General features: G+C 68.5%; 15 protein-coding genes and 1 tRNA gene. 4 read left to right on the top strand and 12 right to left on the bottom strand.

Annotated elements, in window-relative coordinates; all coding sequences use genetic code 11:
- Positions 1-36: 36 nt before the first annotated feature.
- Genes BLQ91_RS33740 through BLQ91_RS33730 form a run of 3 tightly spaced genes read right to left on the bottom strand, consistent with a single transcriptional unit; the run spans position 37 to position 1,888 of the window.
- Positions 37-474: an SdrD B-like domain-containing protein gene (locus BLQ91_RS33740; RefSeq protein ID WP_090103554.1), complete on the bottom strand. Its 438-nt coding sequence runs from the start codon at positions 472-474 to the stop codon at positions 37-39.
- Between the two features lie 17 nt (positions 475-491).
- Positions 492-1,067, bottom strand: a complete 576-nt coding sequence (locus tag BLQ91_RS33735) for a MarR family winged helix-turn-helix transcriptional regulator (RefSeq protein ID WP_176960092.1) — start codon at positions 1,065-1,067, stop codon at positions 492-494.
- 59 nt (positions 1,068-1,126) lie between these two features.
- Positions 1,127-1,888, bottom strand: a complete 762-nt coding sequence (locus BLQ91_RS33730; RefSeq protein ID WP_176960091.1) for an SdrD B-like domain-containing protein — start codon at positions 1,886-1,888, stop codon at positions 1,127-1,129.
- Positions 1,889-2,204: 316 nt separating this feature from the next.
- Here BLQ91_RS33730 and BLQ91_RS33725 point away from each other — a divergent pair, with 316 nt between their 5' ends.
- Positions 2,205-3,179, top strand: a complete 975-nt coding sequence (locus BLQ91_RS33725) for a cation diffusion facilitator family transporter (RefSeq protein ID WP_090103548.1) — start codon at positions 2,205-2,207, stop codon at positions 3,177-3,179.
- Here the strand turns inward: BLQ91_RS33725 and dcd are convergent.
- On the bottom strand, positions 3,176-3,757 hold the full coding sequence (gene dcd, locus BLQ91_RS33720) for a dCTP deaminase (RefSeq protein WP_090103546.1): 582 nt from the start codon (positions 3,755-3,757) through the stop codon (positions 3,176-3,178). The genes BLQ91_RS33725 and dcd overlap by 4 nt on opposite strands.
- Positions 3,758-3,805: 48 nt before the next feature.
- Here dcd and BLQ91_RS33715 point away from each other — a divergent pair.
- Positions 3,806-3,879, top strand: a tRNA-Gly gene (locus tag BLQ91_RS33715).
- Between the two features lie 54 nt (positions 3,880-3,933).
- Here the strand turns inward: BLQ91_RS33715 and BLQ91_RS41750 are convergent.
- The 3 genes from BLQ91_RS41750 to BLQ91_RS33705 form a co-directional block, all read right to left on the bottom strand.
- Positions 3,934-4,098, bottom strand: a complete 165-nt coding sequence (locus tag BLQ91_RS41750) for a hypothetical protein (protein ID WP_218130500.1) — start codon at positions 4,096-4,098, stop codon at positions 3,934-3,936.
- A gap of 105 nt (positions 4,099-4,203) precedes the next feature.
- Positions 4,204-4,620: a hypothetical protein gene (locus BLQ91_RS33710; RefSeq protein ID WP_090103544.1), complete on the bottom strand. Its 417-nt coding sequence runs from the start codon at positions 4,618-4,620 to the stop codon at positions 4,204-4,206.
- A gap of 114 nt (positions 4,621-4,734) precedes the next feature.
- Complete coding sequence (locus tag BLQ91_RS33705; protein ID WP_090103541.1) at positions 4,735-6,255, bottom strand: sodium:solute symporter family protein; 1,521 nt, start codon at positions 6,253-6,255, stop codon at positions 4,735-4,737.
- A gap of 423 nt (positions 6,256-6,678) precedes the next feature.
- Here BLQ91_RS33705 and BLQ91_RS33700 point away from each other — a divergent pair, with 423 nt between their 5' ends.
- Entirely contained in the window at positions 6,679-8,514 is a 1,836-nt protein-coding gene (locus BLQ91_RS33700) for an acyl-CoA dehydrogenase (protein ID WP_090103539.1), read from the top strand.
- A 187-nt stretch (positions 8,515-8,701) separates the two neighbouring features.
- Positions 8,702-9,148, top strand: a complete 447-nt coding sequence (locus BLQ91_RS33695) for a hypothetical protein (RefSeq protein WP_090103538.1) — start codon at positions 8,702-8,704, stop codon at positions 9,146-9,148.
- Here BLQ91_RS33695 and BLQ91_RS33690 read toward each other — a convergent pair.
- The 5 genes from BLQ91_RS33690 to BLQ91_RS33670 all read right to left on the bottom strand — a co-directional run bounded on the left by BLQ91_RS33690 (position 9,138) and on the right by BLQ91_RS33670 (position 14,656).
- Positions 9,138-9,869, bottom strand: coding sequence for a DUF1206 domain-containing protein (locus tag BLQ91_RS33690; RefSeq protein WP_090103536.1), 732 nt, complete (start codon positions 9,867-9,869; stop codon positions 9,138-9,140). The genes BLQ91_RS33695 and BLQ91_RS33690 overlap by 11 nt on opposite strands.
- Positions 9,870-9,977: 108 nt before the next feature.
- Positions 9,978-11,777: a VanW family protein gene (locus BLQ91_RS33685; protein WP_425412569.1), complete on the bottom strand. Its 1,800-nt coding sequence runs from the start codon at positions 11,775-11,777 to the stop codon at positions 9,978-9,980.
- A gap of 282 nt (positions 11,778-12,059) precedes the next feature.
- Positions 12,060-12,380, bottom strand: coding sequence for a GroES family chaperonin (locus BLQ91_RS33680; RefSeq protein ID WP_176960089.1), 321 nt, complete (start codon positions 12,378-12,380; stop codon positions 12,060-12,062).
- 9 nt (positions 12,381-12,389) lie between these two features.
- Positions 12,390-14,255 (bottom strand): NHL domain-containing thioredoxin family protein, encoded by a 1,866-nt coding sequence (locus BLQ91_RS33675; protein ID WP_090103533.1) that lies wholly within the window; start codon positions 14,253-14,255, stop codon positions 12,390-12,392.
- Positions 14,255-14,656, bottom strand: a complete 402-nt coding sequence (locus tag BLQ91_RS33670) for a DUF4259 domain-containing protein (RefSeq protein WP_090103629.1) — start codon at positions 14,654-14,656, stop codon at positions 14,255-14,257. Before BLQ91_RS33670 ends, BLQ91_RS33675 begins: the two co-directional genes overlap by 1 nt.
- Positions 14,657-14,668 lie beyond the last annotated feature (12 nt).

Genomic DNA, 14,668 nt, shown 5'->3' with positions numbered 1-14,668 from the left:
GGCGGCGCGCCACGAAGAACGCCGTGGTGCCCGCCGTCAGGAGCAGGGCGCCGAGGAGAAGTTCGCGTCCATCCCGCCGTTGCGGTTCTGGTCGAGGAACGAGTGGCCGATCAGCCGACCACCGCGCACACCGAAGTCGACGGTGCCGCCTCCGGTCGTCACGCTCCGGCGCCCGGTGGGCGCGTACCGCCCGGCGACCTCGACGCTGACCACGTACCTGCCCGCGGGCAGGTCGCGAACGCCGTACCTGCCGTCCGCGCCGGTCGCGTGCTCACCGACGAGCTCACCGGAGCCGTCCCGGACGATCTTGACGATCTTCTCGTTCGGCACACCCGGCTCGCCGGCGGTCTTGCCGTCCTCGTTGCGGTCGAACCACACGAGGCCTTCGATCGAGATCTCGTCCTGCGCGGCGGCCGTACCGGCCACGGGCAGGAGAAAGGCAGCCGCCATCGCGGCCGCGCAGAGCTTGCGCACAGTTCCCCCAGGTTCCGCTACCCCATCCGAGTATCGGAATCCGGGGGGACCGGCGTTGCATGATCTCCGTCACTCGGACAGCGGGTAGCCACCTCGCTGTCGAATGTGCGCCGAGGAGCGGGTTCCAAGTCGCCCGACAGCACCTCCACGACCTGGCGCAGCAGATCGCGCAGGGTCTCGAGGTCCGTCCCCGGCAGCGCGGTGAAGAGGTCCCGCTCCCGTTCCGCCTGACCCGCGACGGTCCGCAGGAAGATCTCGCGGCCCGCGTCCGTGAGCGTCGCCGGCGACGACCGCCGGTCGCTCGGGTCGAGCTCGCGCACGACCAGGCCGGCCTTCTCCAGCCGGTCGAGCCGGCTGGTGATCGTCGTGGCCGGGCTCAGCGTGCCGTTCGCGAACTGCTTGGGCGTGAGGCGGTGCGGCGGCCCGATCCAGAACAGGCGCGCGAGGATCTCGTAGTCGGCGCGGTTGAGGCCGTGCGGCGCGGCGATCTCCGTGGCGAGGAAGTCGAGGTACTTGACCGGATCGATCGCCGGGACCGCGGCCCTCCACGACTCGACCTCGGCATCGATGTCGTCAGCACCACGGTCGCCCATCCCACGATGGTAGATGCGGCGCGGCCCGCGTCTTTCCCGGACGCGGGCCGCGCTTCCCATCAGCCGGTGACGCTGACGTACCCGTGCACGACGTTGTTCTGCGGGTTGACGTCGCCCTCGACGTCAGCCGGCGCGCTGAACTCGACGCTCAGATCCCCTGGAGCAGTCGCGACGAACGTGGCCAGCACGAAGTTCGGCTCACCGGTGTTCGGTGCGACCGCGCCGAGCAACGTGGTGGCCTCGCGCTCCCAGACGTGGTGGACGTCGCCGGTGATGCTCTCCAGCCTCAGCCCGGCACCCCAGCGGGCGTCGAACTGGAGCTGGTCGGCGACGTTGCCGATGTTGCCGTAGAAGACCTGGAACGTGACGCGCTCGCCGACCGCGACCACCGGCCGGTCCACCACGACGACGCCGACGCTCTTGTCGTGCACCGCCTTGCGGTAGCCGGCGTCCACCCGCTGCCGCGAGCCGTGCTGGACGGTGACGGTGTGCCGGCCGCTGCGCAGCCAGTCGACGTCGGAGTCACGCCCCGGCTTCGTCAGACCGTGCCCCCGCGGCCGGGCGAACTCCATCTCGTAAGTGCCGTCGGCGAGCCCGGTGAAGCTGTATTGGCCGCGCTCGTCGGTGGTGGCGTTGGCAGGTCTGCCCGGCAGGCCGACCAGGACACCCGCCATCGGCGGTTCGCCCGCCTGGCGCACGCCGTCCTCGTTGACGTCGAGCCACACCTCGCCGTTGACGGTGTTCGGCCGCTCGGCGATCGCGGGTGAGGCGGCGAGCAGGACTGCTGCGGACGTGAAGAGACCCACGGTGAACTTGCGCATCGGTGCTTCCCCCATGTTCGAGATTCCCCAGAGGCCCGTCCGGGGCCTACCGGAGGTGACTCGCGCGAGCGGGCAAGCCGGTTGCCGCGGTGATCCGATCGTTATTCCCGTTGCGCCCCAACGGAAACGCAGAACGGCCCGCGTCTCTCCCGGACGCGGGCCGTTCCGTCTCACCCCTTGGTGATCAGCGTCCCCCTGGTTGCGGATCCCGCAGGTAAGACACCTCAGGTGCTGCCGATGTTGCCCCACCCGCCGAATTTCACTCGAATGCAGTAACGACCGGCTGGCGCACCCCACCGGTCCTACGCTGATCACCATGAGCGAGAAGCCGTCGGGGGCAGGCGAGAGCACGCTGACAGTCGTCCTCGCGCTGCTGGTCAACCTGGCTATCGCGGTCATGAAGGCCATCGCGGGCGTGGTGACCGGTTCGGCCGCGATCCTCTCCGAAGCGGCCCACTCGGTGGCCGACACGTTCACCGAGGCCCTGCTGCTGACCGCCCTGCGCCGCTCCGACCGCCCCGCCGACCGCCGCCACCCGTTCGGCTACGGCAAGGAGCGCTACTTCTGGTCGCTGCTGGCCGCCGTCTCGATCTTCGCGTCGGGCGCGGTGTTCGCGTTCTACGAGGGCTTTCGCACAGTCTTCGGCGCCCCGGAGGAACAGACCCGCCCGCTAGTCGGCTACATCGTGCTGGGCCTGGCCTTCGCCCTCGAGTCGGTGTCGTGGACCCAGGCGTTCCGGCAGGTCCGCTCCGAGTCGAAGAAGCACGGCCGCGGCTTCCGGGACTTCCTGCGCGTGTCCGACGACCCGACCGTGAAGACGGTGTTCCTCGAGGACTCCGCCGCCCTGATCGGCCTGGTCCTGGCGTTCCTCGGCCTCGGCCTGCACCAGCTGACCGGCTCGTCGGTGTGGGACGGCCTCGCCTCGCTGGCGATCGGCGTGCTGCTGGCACTCGTCGCCTACACCCTGGCGCGCACCAACCGCGGCCTGCTGATCGGCCGCCAGGCGGACTCGGTGGTGGTCAAGGCGATCTGGCACCGCCTGGCCGGAGAACCCGAGGTCGACGCCGTCGTGGACCTGCTGACGATGCTCATCGGCACCGACCGCGTGCTGCTCTGCGCGCGCCTGGACTTCGTCGACACGCTGACGGCGTCCGAACTGGAAATCGCCTGCGTCCGCATCTCCGCGGAACTGCACGCGGAGTTCCCCGACCTCGACGAGATCTTCCTGGAACCGGTGCCCCGCACCGACCCGGACCTGCGGCGCCGGGTGCTGGAGCGCTACGGCTTCTAGCGGCGCGTGTCCGTGCGGTGGAAGTTCAGGTAGGCGCGGCTCGGCGTGGGCCCGCGCTGCCCCTGGTACCGGCTCCCGGTCTGCGCCGAGCCGTAGGGGTGCTCGGCCGGGCTGGACAGCTTGAACAGGCAGAGCTGCCCGATCTTCATGCCGGGGTGCAACGTGATCGGCAGGTTGGCGACGTTCGACAACTCCAGCGTGATGTGCCCCGAGAAGCCGGGGTCGATGAAGCCCGCCGTGGAGTGCGTGAGCAGCCCGAGCCGGCCGAGGCTGGACTTGCCCTCGAGCCGCCCCGCCAGGTCGTCCGGCAACGTGACCATCTCGTACGTCGAGCCGAGCACGAACTCACCGGGGTGCAGCACGAACGGCTCACCCTCGGGCGTCTCGACCAGGCTCGTCAGGTCGTCTTGCTGCTGCGCCGGGTCGATGTGCGTGTACCTCGTGTTGTTGAAGACCCGGAAGAACCGGTCCAGCCGCACGTCGATGCTCGACGGCTGGAGCATCTCGACGGTGAAGGGGTCGAGGAGGAGACGGCCGGACTCGACCTCTTTGCGCAGATCCTGGTCACTCAGCAGCACCGGGACAGGCTAGCCCAGGCTTGTGTATGATCGGCGACGCAGTGCTTCGCGGGTGTAGTTCATTGGTAGAACGACAGCTTCCCAAGCTGTAGAGGCGGGTTCGATTCCCGTCACCCGCTCCAACAGCGAAGGCCCCAGGTCACCACGACCTGGGGCCTTCGCTGTGTGCCTGCACGTCACCGCCGTCCGGACGCAACGATCCTCCGCGCCTCGGCCACGATCTCGGCGTCCAGCTGGTCCGCGGACCGTTCGAGGGCGACACCGACCTCCGCGTACTCGTCGAGGTACTCGTAGTCGAAACCCAGCAGCTTGAGCTCCCGAGGCAGCTCCACCGGTGCCATCGGGAAGGTGTTCCACGCCCGGACGGCCAGCGCCTTGGGAGTGAGGGTCGCCCGTCAAGACGCGTGACGCCATGAGCCTGACGACAGCAGCTGGTTTTCAGGGGCTCAGTCGACCGGCAGGCCCCACGGCCGGCGGTCCAGTTCCACCCAGCCGCCGCCACGGGCCAGAGCGGCCCGAACTCCGGCCACGTGCTCGGCGAACGAAGCCAGGTCCCCGTGCAGCAGCTCGGCACGGTCGACGTCCAGGGGGTGCGTGTCGTCGTGCCACAGGTCGACGGCGAACGAGGCGACGAACGACATCGACTGCAGCAGTTGCAAGAGGGCCACGGACGGTTGTGAGGTCTCGGCCAGGTAGGTGAGACGGATCTCCTCGCAGGCGGTGAGGAGGGCGCGGACTTGGCGGATGGCGTCGGCGGGGGTGCCGTCCCAGGACGGGTCCGGCCACACGCGGTCGCTCAGCTCCAGCCAGAGCCGCCAGCCCGTTGCCAGTTCCGCGTCGTCCGCGGGACTCCACTTACCCATGTCTCCACTGTGCATGCGGGCGGAGCGAGAGTCTCGTGACGATGACGCACGCCACGGCACCCCGCGTGTGACTCGCGGCGGCGCCCCTGTTCGGGTGCGCCGCCGCGAGGATCATCAGGAACGAACGGCTCGTTCGGGTGCCGTGTCGGGCTCGTCGGACTTCAGCGAGTCGATCAGGGCGTCGCGCTCCCGGGACGGTTCCGGCTTCGCGAAGCCGATCACCAGGTACAGGACCAGCGAGACCAGCAGCGGCGTCGAGACGATCAGGGCCTGCGAGACGGCGAAGTCCTTCAGGAACTGCTGCTCGACGTAGAGGAACACCCAGGTGGAGAGGCCACCGACGGTCGACGACAGCGCTGCCGTGGGACCGATCTTGCGGAACCACGGGAGCAGGCCGAGCATCAACGGGATCGCGATCGGGCCCATCGTGGCCGCCACCAGGGCGATCACGACCTTCAGCACGAAGCCCTTGGTGTCCGCGGTCAGGGCGATGGTCATCGACAGGCCGATGAACGCGAACGTGGTGATGCGCGCCAGTTTCAACTGTGCGTCCGCGCTCATCGAGAGTGCGCCCTTCCACAGTCGCGGAAGGATGTCACGGGTGATGACGGCGGTGATGACGTTGGCGTCGGAGGAGACCATCGCCATCGTGTGCGAGAAGAAGCCGGCGAGGACGAGACCCACCATGCCCGCGGGGAGCATGGCCTTGCCCATCTCGACGTAGGCCTGTTCGGCGTTGGCCTCCATGCCCGGCACGATCAGCGGGGCTGCCCACATCGGGAAGAACAGGACCAGCGGCCACACGAGCCACAACGCGGCCGAGAGCAGGGCCGAGCGCTTCGCGGCGAAGCCCGACGGGGCCGCCATGTAGCGCTGGGCCAGGTTCCACATGCCGCCGTTGTACTCGAGCGTCTTGATCAGGAAGAGCGCCATGAAGAACGTCAGCGTGTAGGGGCCGGTCAGCGGGTCGCTGTGGCTCTCGGGGAGCTTGTCCCAGATCGTCCACATGAAGTCGATGCCGCCGAAGTGCGAGGCGACGGCGAAGAACATCGCGAAGCCCGCGAGGCCCTGGATGACGAACTGGCCGAAGTCGGTCAGCGCGTCGGCCCACAGGCCGCCGAGCACCGAGTAGACCATCGTGACGACGCCGACGAGCGCGATGCCCCAGCCGATCGGGACACCGGCGAAGCCCTGCAGCAGCAACGCGACGGCGACCCACTTGGCCGCGATGTCGACGACCTTCAGACCGGCACCCGCCCACGCCATGACCTGCTGCGTCGGGACGTTGTAGCGGATGGCGAGGTACTCGAGGGGCGACTTGACGTCGTGCTTCGACCGCAGCCGGTTCCAGGCGGGCGCCCAGAGGAACGCGCCGATGCCGACACCGATGCCGATCGTCAGCGACCACCAGATGTAGACCGTGAGGCCCAGCCGGTACGCCTCCGCCGCGAACGCGACGAACATGACGGCGCTGTACCCGGACATGTGGTGGGAGATGCCGGACAGCCACCAGGGCATCTTGCCGCCCGCGGTGAAGAAGTCGGCGACGTTCTTGATCCGCCCGCGGGACCAGAGGCCGATTCCGACCATCACCACGAAGTAGCCGGCGACCACGACCCAATCGAGGCTTTCCATGTGACCTCCAAGCGTGCACACACGTGTGCCCGCGAGAGCGCACCAGGCCTCGGGCGGCGGAACCTGGCACATCCCGCACGGGATATGTGACGTAGGTCTTACGAGACTGTTGCGGTAGGACGGAAGACCTTGGGCGGTCTTGAATCACATTCGTGATCCTTGTTCATCCACATGAACAGAATGAGGCCAGGCGCGACCCGATCCGGCTGCCGGCTGGACACCTGCCGGTTGCACTTCTTGATCGGCCGCCGCGTTCGCGCGAGCGGCCTCCCCGCTCGCTCATGTCCGGTTCAGGGCGTGCGGAGGAGTGTCTCTTTCGCCACCACCGGCTGGTCGGCCTTGCCGAGGTTACTGTCGAGTAATACTCTGTTGTTACCGGTCAGTAGGCGACCCTGCCGCGACCCTGAGGAGTGAGCTGACGAGATGGGCCACTACAAGAGCAACGTCCGGGATCTCGAGTTCAACCTGTTCGAGGTCTTCAACGTGCAGGACCACCTCGGCACGGGGCCGTTCGAGCAGTCCGACGAGGACACGGCGCGCAGCGTGCTGGCCGAGGTGAAGAACCTCGCGGAGGGTGTCCTCGGGGACTCCTTCGTCGACGCCGATCGCAACCCGCCGGTGTTCGACCCGGCGACGCACTCGGCCACCCTGCCGGAGTCGCTGAAGAAGTCGTACCAGGCGGTGTGGGACGGCGAGTGGTACCGCCTGTTCCTGCCGAACGAGCTGGGCGGCTTCGGCACCCCGCCGTCGGTCACGTGGGCCGCGTCCGAGCTGCTGCTCGGGGCGAACCCGGCCGTCTACATGTACCTGGCGGGTCCGAGCTTCGCGACGGTCGTCTACAACAACGGCACTGAGCGCGACAAGCAGTGGGCCCAGCTGATGATCGACCGCGGCTGGGGCGCCACGATGGTGCTGACCGAGCCGGACGCCGGCTCCGACGTCGGCGCCGGCCGCACCAAGGCCTTCAAGCAGGACGACGGCAGCTGGCACATCGAGGGCGTGAAGCGCTTCATCACGTCCGCGGACCAGGACCTGACCGAGAACATCATGCACATGGTGCTCGCTCGTCCCGAGGGCGAGGGGATCGAGGCGAAGCCCGGCACCAAGGGCCTGTCGCTGTTCCTGGTGCCGAAGTTCCACTTCGACCCGCAGACCGGTGAGCTGGGCGAGCGCAACGGCGCCTTCGTCACCAACGTCGAGCACAAGATGGGCCTCAAGGCGTCCACCACGTGCGAGCTGACCTTCGGCCAGCACGGCGTGCCTGCCAAGGGCTGGCTGCTCGGCGAGGTGCACGACGGCATCGCGCAGATGTTCGACGTCATCGAGTACGCCCGCATGATGGTCGGCACCAAGGCCATCGCGACGCTGTCGACCGGCTACCTGAACGCGCTGTCGTACGCCAAGGAGCGCGTGCAGAGCGCCGACCTCACGCGCATGACGGACAAGACCGCCCCGCGCGTCACCATCACCAACCACCCCGACGTCCGCCGCAGCCTGATGCTGCAGAAGGCGTACGCCGAGGGCCTGCGCGCCGTGTACCTCTACACCGCGACCCTGCAGGACAAGGTGATGCTCGGCGGCGATGACGCGGAGCTGGCGGCCAAGGTCAACGACCTGCTGCTGCCGATCGTCAAGGGTGTCGGCTCGGAGCGCGCGTACGAGCAGCTCGCGCAGTCGCTGCAGACGCTGGGCGGCTCGGGCTTCCTGCAGGAGTACCCGATCGAGCAGTACATCCGCGACGCGAAGATCGACTCGCTGTACGAGGGCACCACGGCCATCCAGTCGCTGGACTTCTTCTTCCGCAAGATCATCCGCGACAAGGGCCAGGCGCTCGCGTTCATCAACGGCGAGATCCAGAAGTTCCTCGACAACGAGGGCGGCAACGGCCGTCTGAAGGAGGAGCGCGCTCTCCTGAAGCAGGGCCTGGAAGACCTGCAGGGCATGCTCGGCGCCCTGGTCGGCTTCCTGACCACGTCGCAGGAGGACGTCCGCAACCTCTACAAGGTCGGCCAGAACTCGGTCCGCCTGCTGATGACCGCGGGTGACGTCCTCGTCGGCTGGCTGCTGCTGCGCCAGGCCGAGGTCGCGCTGGAGAAGCTCGGCGGCACGCCGTCCGCCAAGGACAAGGCGTTCTACGAGGGCAAGATCGCGGTGGCGTCGTTCTTCGCGAAGAACGTGCTGCCGGAGCTCACCTCGCGCCGCAAGATCGCGGAGTCCACGGACAACGCGCTGATGGACATCGACGAGAGCGCTTTCTGAGCCCCTCACCGACGACGGGCCCGCGTACCTCCTGCCCGAGGTGCGCGGGCCCGTTTCCATTGCGCCGGAAGAACAGCGGACCGACCGCGGCACCGAGGTCGAACAGCACCAGCGCGAAGACCTCACCGGGTGCAGCTTGACTTCGTTGTCAGTTGACAGGGCCTCGTTCGGAATCAAAAATTGCCCGGTGGCCCTGTACCTGCTGATGGTGTGCGCGATCGCCGGTGTCGCGGTGCTCGCGACGCTCGTCCTGCGCCGCGTGAAGAACCGGCAGCGGCGCCAGGACGCGCTGTGGTCCGGGTACCGGCAGCACATGGACGAGCTGCGCGAAGCGTCGCCCGGGGCCGAGTTGGCCAGGGTGGCGCAGGTCCACCAGGGAGCGGAGCACGGCACGAAGGCCGTGATCGCGTGGGAGCGGACCGGGATCGAGCAGGAAACGTGGTTCGAGGGGACCGACCTGGACCCCGGCGACCTCCTGCTGCTGCGCGGGAGCCCTGGCTGGGGGCCGGACGCCGGCAGTCCCAACGTCTTCTACGTGGCGCCGGGTCAGGTCCTGTCGTTGATGACCGTGGAGGCGCAGGAGGCCGCGGCCCGGCACCAGCACAGGCGCGCGGCCACCGACGTCACTCCTTGAGAGCGCGGGCAGCGGCGAAGCAGTAGACGCCGAACGCGGCGATGCCGATGGCGACCGCGGTCAGCAGGAACATGCCGTAGGGCTGTGCCGCCAGCGTCTTCAGCGCCTTGTCCATGCCACCGGACTGCTGCGGGTCCGCGTTGACGGCGGCGAGTCCGACGAGGACACCGATCACCGCATAGGCCGTGCCCTTGCCGATCCAGCCGATCCTGCCCACCGGCTCGATCCACGACGGCGCGCGGCTCATGTCGAGGTCCTTCTCGAAGGACTTCTTGACGCCCTTGTAGATGATCACACCGGCGATGGAGAGGATGCCGATGGCGATGGCGCCGACGATGAACTGGCCACCGGGCCACGAGAGCACCTGCGCGGTGAGCTCCTGCTGCTGCTGCTGGTTCTGGTTGCCGGAGCCACCGGACCCAGTCGCGTACTTGAACGCACCGAAGGCGATACCGGTCGCCGTGACGGCACGGGCCGCGGAGCCGATGCGCTTGGAGATCCGCTTGCGCTTCTTGTCGATGTAGGTGTACCCGACGAACGCCAGGAGCAGCTGCCACAGCGCGAAGCACACCAGCCCGATCGCCAGGGTCCACAGCAGCCACGAACCGGCCTGGGCGATGTCGCTCAACGCGCCTTTCGAGTCGGCCTGTTCGGAAGCACCGAACGCGACCTGGATCGCGAGCCACGCCACAAGGACGTGCACAACCCCGTACAACACCATCCCCGCGCGCCCCAGCGTCTGGACGACGGGATGTCTTCGCGCCTCTTGCGCAAAAGTGGCCACGAACGGGTGAATACCCGCGCGTGGCCACCGTGAACCAGCGTCTTGTCAGCTGCCAGGCGGCGGCGGCTCGCAGATGATCTTGAACTGCGGGTCGTACTTCACCGTGCGCGACTCGGTGCGGGACTGGCCGTTGCGGCGGTCCGTTATCGTGCGCGTGTCCGTCACGGAGAAGCCGGGTGAGCCGTTGCTCGGCGTGCAACCGGCCTTGTTGACCTTCTTCTCCTGCGGCTGCGTGGGGGCGAAATCACCGCTGGTGGAGCCGGTGACGTCGTAGTTCTTGGTGCCCCACAGCACGATCTTGATCGACGAAGGCGTCCAGATCGTCTGGATCGCGACGCCCGTGTCGTCCGGGTTCGTGAAGGCGATGTCGATCACGCTGTTGCCTGCGCCGTCCATGAACACGGTGGCCTCGCGGCCCTTCGGGTACCGCGTGATCCAGTAGCTGTGCTCCCGGTGGCCCGCGTCCTTCATGCCCGCGTAGTAGTACGCGTTGTAGAGCGTGGTCGCGAACTGCGAGATGCCGCCGCCGACCGCCTGGCCGGGGATGCCGTTCTCGATGATGCCCGACTCGACGTAGCCCTGCGCGGTGCCGCGCGGACCCGTGTACTTGTTGAGGCTGAACGTCTCCTTGGGCTTCACGATCGCGCCGTTGACCTTTTCGGCGACGACGCGGATGTTCACACCCGAGGCAGGGGTGAAGCCACCGGTCTGGAACTCGCCGATGACCTCCTTGATGCCCATCTTGTTCGCCTGCTCGGTGGTGACCTTCGCGGGCGTGTGCTTGTACTCGAACTTGATCTCGCGGCCGTCGGTCTTCTTCAGCGTGTCGAAGTACGGCTGGAGGTTCTTGTCCCAGTCGAGGTCGAGGCCGTCCACCGAGGGCTTGACCGTCGGCCTGCCGCCCTCGAAGACGATCTGGGCGTCCTTGCCCTCCTTGACCGTGTCCTTGAGCTGCGGCGTCGTGACCTCGGCGAGCTTGTCCCTGTTCGGCGTCACGTTCAGCGCGCCGCCCTCACCGGGGGCGAACGACAGGGTGGTGCCGATCTGCTCCGGGGTGAGCGTCGCGTCCTTGCCCTCGCCCTTGATGACGACCGGACCGGAGACCGCGGTCTTCACGATCTCGTTGAGCGCCTTCTCGACGCCCTCCTTGGTCGTCTTGACCTCGGTGAAGTCCATCGGGACGTCGACCGGGTCGCCGGACGCCCAGTTCGCGACGACGGCGCTGACGGCACCCTCGGTCTTGAGCTTCTGACCCGCGTGCGGCTCGACGGCGACGGGGGTGGCGCCCTCGAACCTGATGGTGCCCTCGACGGGCTCGTGGTCGAGCTTGGGGCGCATGGCCTCCAGCGCGCCGGAGACCTTCACGTCGTCGGCCTTCGTCGCGACACCGACCTCACGGCTCGTGAAGAACGAGGTGACGCGCGTGATCGGGCTGAGCGGCTGGCTGCCGGCACGGTCGATCGTGCTGTTCCAGTCGAGCTCGAGGCCCGCCGCGTTCGGGTCGAGCTCCGCCGTGACGTCGCCGGCCTTGAGCGCGACGGGCTTGCTCAGGCGGGGACCGATCTCGTCGCGGAGCTTCTTCTCGGCCTCGTCGTGGGCCATGCCGCCGACGTCGACGCCCGCCACGGTCACGCCGCGCGGGACGTTGCCGCTCGAGACGAGGATGTCGAGGCCGTACAGCAACCCCAGGACGCCGATGGCGGCCGCGACCACGATCAGCGCCTTCTTCTTCGTGTTCTTCGGCTGTGCCTCGTCCGCGCCGGGCTCGACCATCACGGGCCCGTGGACGCCGGAGTCCTCCGGCCGGGGCAGGGGCTGCGGCTCGGGCGGCCCCACCGGCTTCATGTACTCCGTGGCCGCCTCGCCCGCCGGGAACCCGACGCCGGGCACGGCCGCGGTGACGGTCGGCTCGTTCGAGTCGGGCTCCTCAGACGGCCAGGCCTCGGTCGAGGCGTCCACCTGGACCGGGGTCAACCTGGTCGTCTGCTCGGAGGACGTGCCGCCTGGACCCACCGGAGGCATCGCTCTCGTCTTGTCAGCGTCGTACGGCACAGCTCTCCCCGTTGCCTGTCTCTCCTGAGGTGGCATATGTGTGCAGCTATCAGGCGCAGATCACGAACCGGCGGCTCATAGGTACAGACCAGTACCGTGCTCGGTCAGCTCGGTCGCCACCGCGTGCAGATCGCGTTCCCTGATCACGAGGTACGTGGTGCCCTGCACCTCGACCTCGAACTGGTCCTCCGGGTTGAACATCACCCGGTCGCCGACCTTCACGTGGCGCACTCCGGTACCGACTCCGAACACCTCACCCCACGCCAACCGCTTCGCCATCTGGGCAGTAGCGGGGATCACGATGCCACCGCTGGAACGCCGCTCGCCGTCCTCCGGCGAGATGCGGACCATCACACGGTCGTAGAGCATCTGGATCTCGAGCTTGACATCAGGCACCAGCAGAGTCTACGTGGCTTGCCCAGCCCCCTCGTCCATGCCGCCCATCAGCAGCGGTAGGCGGGTAGGTGCATCGGCAACCACTCGGACGGGGACCCCCCAGTCCTGCCTGGTCAGACGGCAGACCGGGTGTTCGTCGGCAGGATCGTCACTGCAACTGGCGGCCTGCGCTACGACGTGCAGAACGCCGTTCGTGACCTGATCGTTGATCCGCAACGCCCGTACCAGTTCGGTGCTGACGCCCGCGCCCTCGAGGATGAGCTCCGGGGGAGAGCTCGTGATCTCCAAACGCGTTGAGGGGCCGTACCTCTCGTCCAGCTTCGTCCCGGTCGGCGGGGTGAAGACGACCGCGAGCTCGAACGCCCCGGACGCGATGTCCGTCGACGGCCGCTTCACCTCGTGGGCGGCGCCGTCGATCCTGGTGGCGGACGCCGCGAACCGCTCCAGGCGGTGGGCGGCGCTCGCGACGACGACCAGCTCACCGTCGACCAGCAGCGCGTCGGACGGCTCGGCGACGTCCGTGGCGATGGTCGTCAGCGTCCGGGCCGCGGGGTCGTAGCGGCGGACCGCGTTGTTGTAGGTGTCGCTGATGACCACCGAGTGGTCGTCCAGGACCGTGACGCCCAACGGGTGCTGCAGCAGCGCCTCGTCCGCGTCGCCGTCCTTGTGCCCGAACGCGAACAGGCCCTTGCCGATGACGGTGTGGACCTCGCCGTGCTCCAGGTAGCGCAGCGCGCTCGTCTCGGAGTCGACCATCCACAGCCGGTCGCCGTCCGCCGCGAGCCCGGACGTCTGCGCGAAAAAGGCGCCTTCGGCGGGCCCGTCGTTGATGCCCTCGACGGTGGTGCCGGCCAGGCGGCGGACGGTCCCCGCCGCCGGGTCGAAGAAGCCCAGCGTGTGGTTGCCGGCCATGGCGATGGCCACGCCGCCGTTCCACCACGCCACGTCCCACGGGCTCGTCAGCTCGATCTTGTCCGCCGGGCCGTCCGTCTCGCCGTCGCGCCACTGCTCGCCGGTGCCCGCGATTGTCGTGACCTCGCCGGTGGTCAGGTCCAGGCCGCGGAGGAGGTGGTTGACCGTGTCCGCGATGACGACGTCGTAGCCGTGGGTGTTCGGCACCAGCGCGAGGCCCGCGGGCTCGGAGAAGGTCGGGGACGTGCCGTCCTGCCTGCCGCGCTCGCCGGTGCCGATGCGGCGGACGACGGTCTCGCCGTCCGCCTCGAGCTCGACGATGCTGTGGTGGGCCGAGTCGCTCACCAGGATCGTGCCGCTGGGGGTGACGACGGCCTTGGCCGGGAAGCGCAGCGTGGTGCTCGCCGGCTCCGGGGCCTGGTACGGACCGGAACCGCGGTGCAGCGTGCCCTTCGCGTCGTGCTCCGCGACCAGCTCGCCGATGATGGTCCTCAGCGCCTCGACGTGGCCCTCACCTGCGGCGACGTGCACGACGTAGCCCTCGGGGTCGACGAGGACCAGTGTCGGCCACGCCTTCACGGCGTAGTTCTGCCAGGTGGTGAGCTCCGGGTCGTCGAGGACCGGGTGGTGCACCTCGTAGCGCTCGACGGCGGCCGCCAGGGCGTCCGGGTCGGCCTCGTGCACGAACTTCGGCGAGTGCACGCCGATCGTGACGAGGATGTCCTCGAACTCCTTCTCCAGCGGCCGCAGCTCGTCGAGGACGTGCAGGCAGTTGATGCAGCAGAACGTCCAGAAGTCGAGCAGCACGACCTTGCCGCGCAGGTCCTTGAGGCTGACCGTGGTGCCACCGGTGTTCAGCCAGCCGCGGCCGACGAGCTCGGGGGCACGGACACGGGCACGGCGCTTCACAGTCGTCACGGCCGTATCCAACACTGTGGACGGTCGTGCTGTTCCGACGTCCATCAGGTGAGAAGGACGGCCTTGAGCTCGTCGATGCCCTCCCGCCACTTCGGACCGTACCCGGCCTCGTCCCACAGTTCGCGCAGCTCCGATTCCGGCGCCAGCACGCGGTCCAGCGCCTGCACGGCCAGAGCGCGCACCTCCGGCGAGAAGGCGGGCATCGGCACGCCCGGACCGTACGCGGTGGTGACCGACGTGCCGCCCGGGAGCTGTGCGGCGATCAGCGCGGCCGAGGCCACCGCCTGGCACGCCTCGTCGCTGTCGAGGAACTCGTCGGACTCGATCGTGCTGGTCAGTGCGGTGCGGATGATGTTCTCCCGTTCGGCCTCCGCGGCTTCGCGCAGCTTGGCCGAGAAGTCCGCGGCGGTGTCGTTGTCGAAGTGGCCGATGTCCCAGGTTCCCATGCCGGTGATCTT

It is taken from the genome of Lentzea jiangxiensis (assembly GCF_900104175.1).
Classification (GTDB): domain Bacteria; phylum Actinomycetota; class Actinomycetes; order Mycobacteriales; family Pseudonocardiaceae; genus Lentzea; species Lentzea jiangxiensis.
This window is presented reverse-complemented; position numbering and strand designations above follow the sequence as displayed.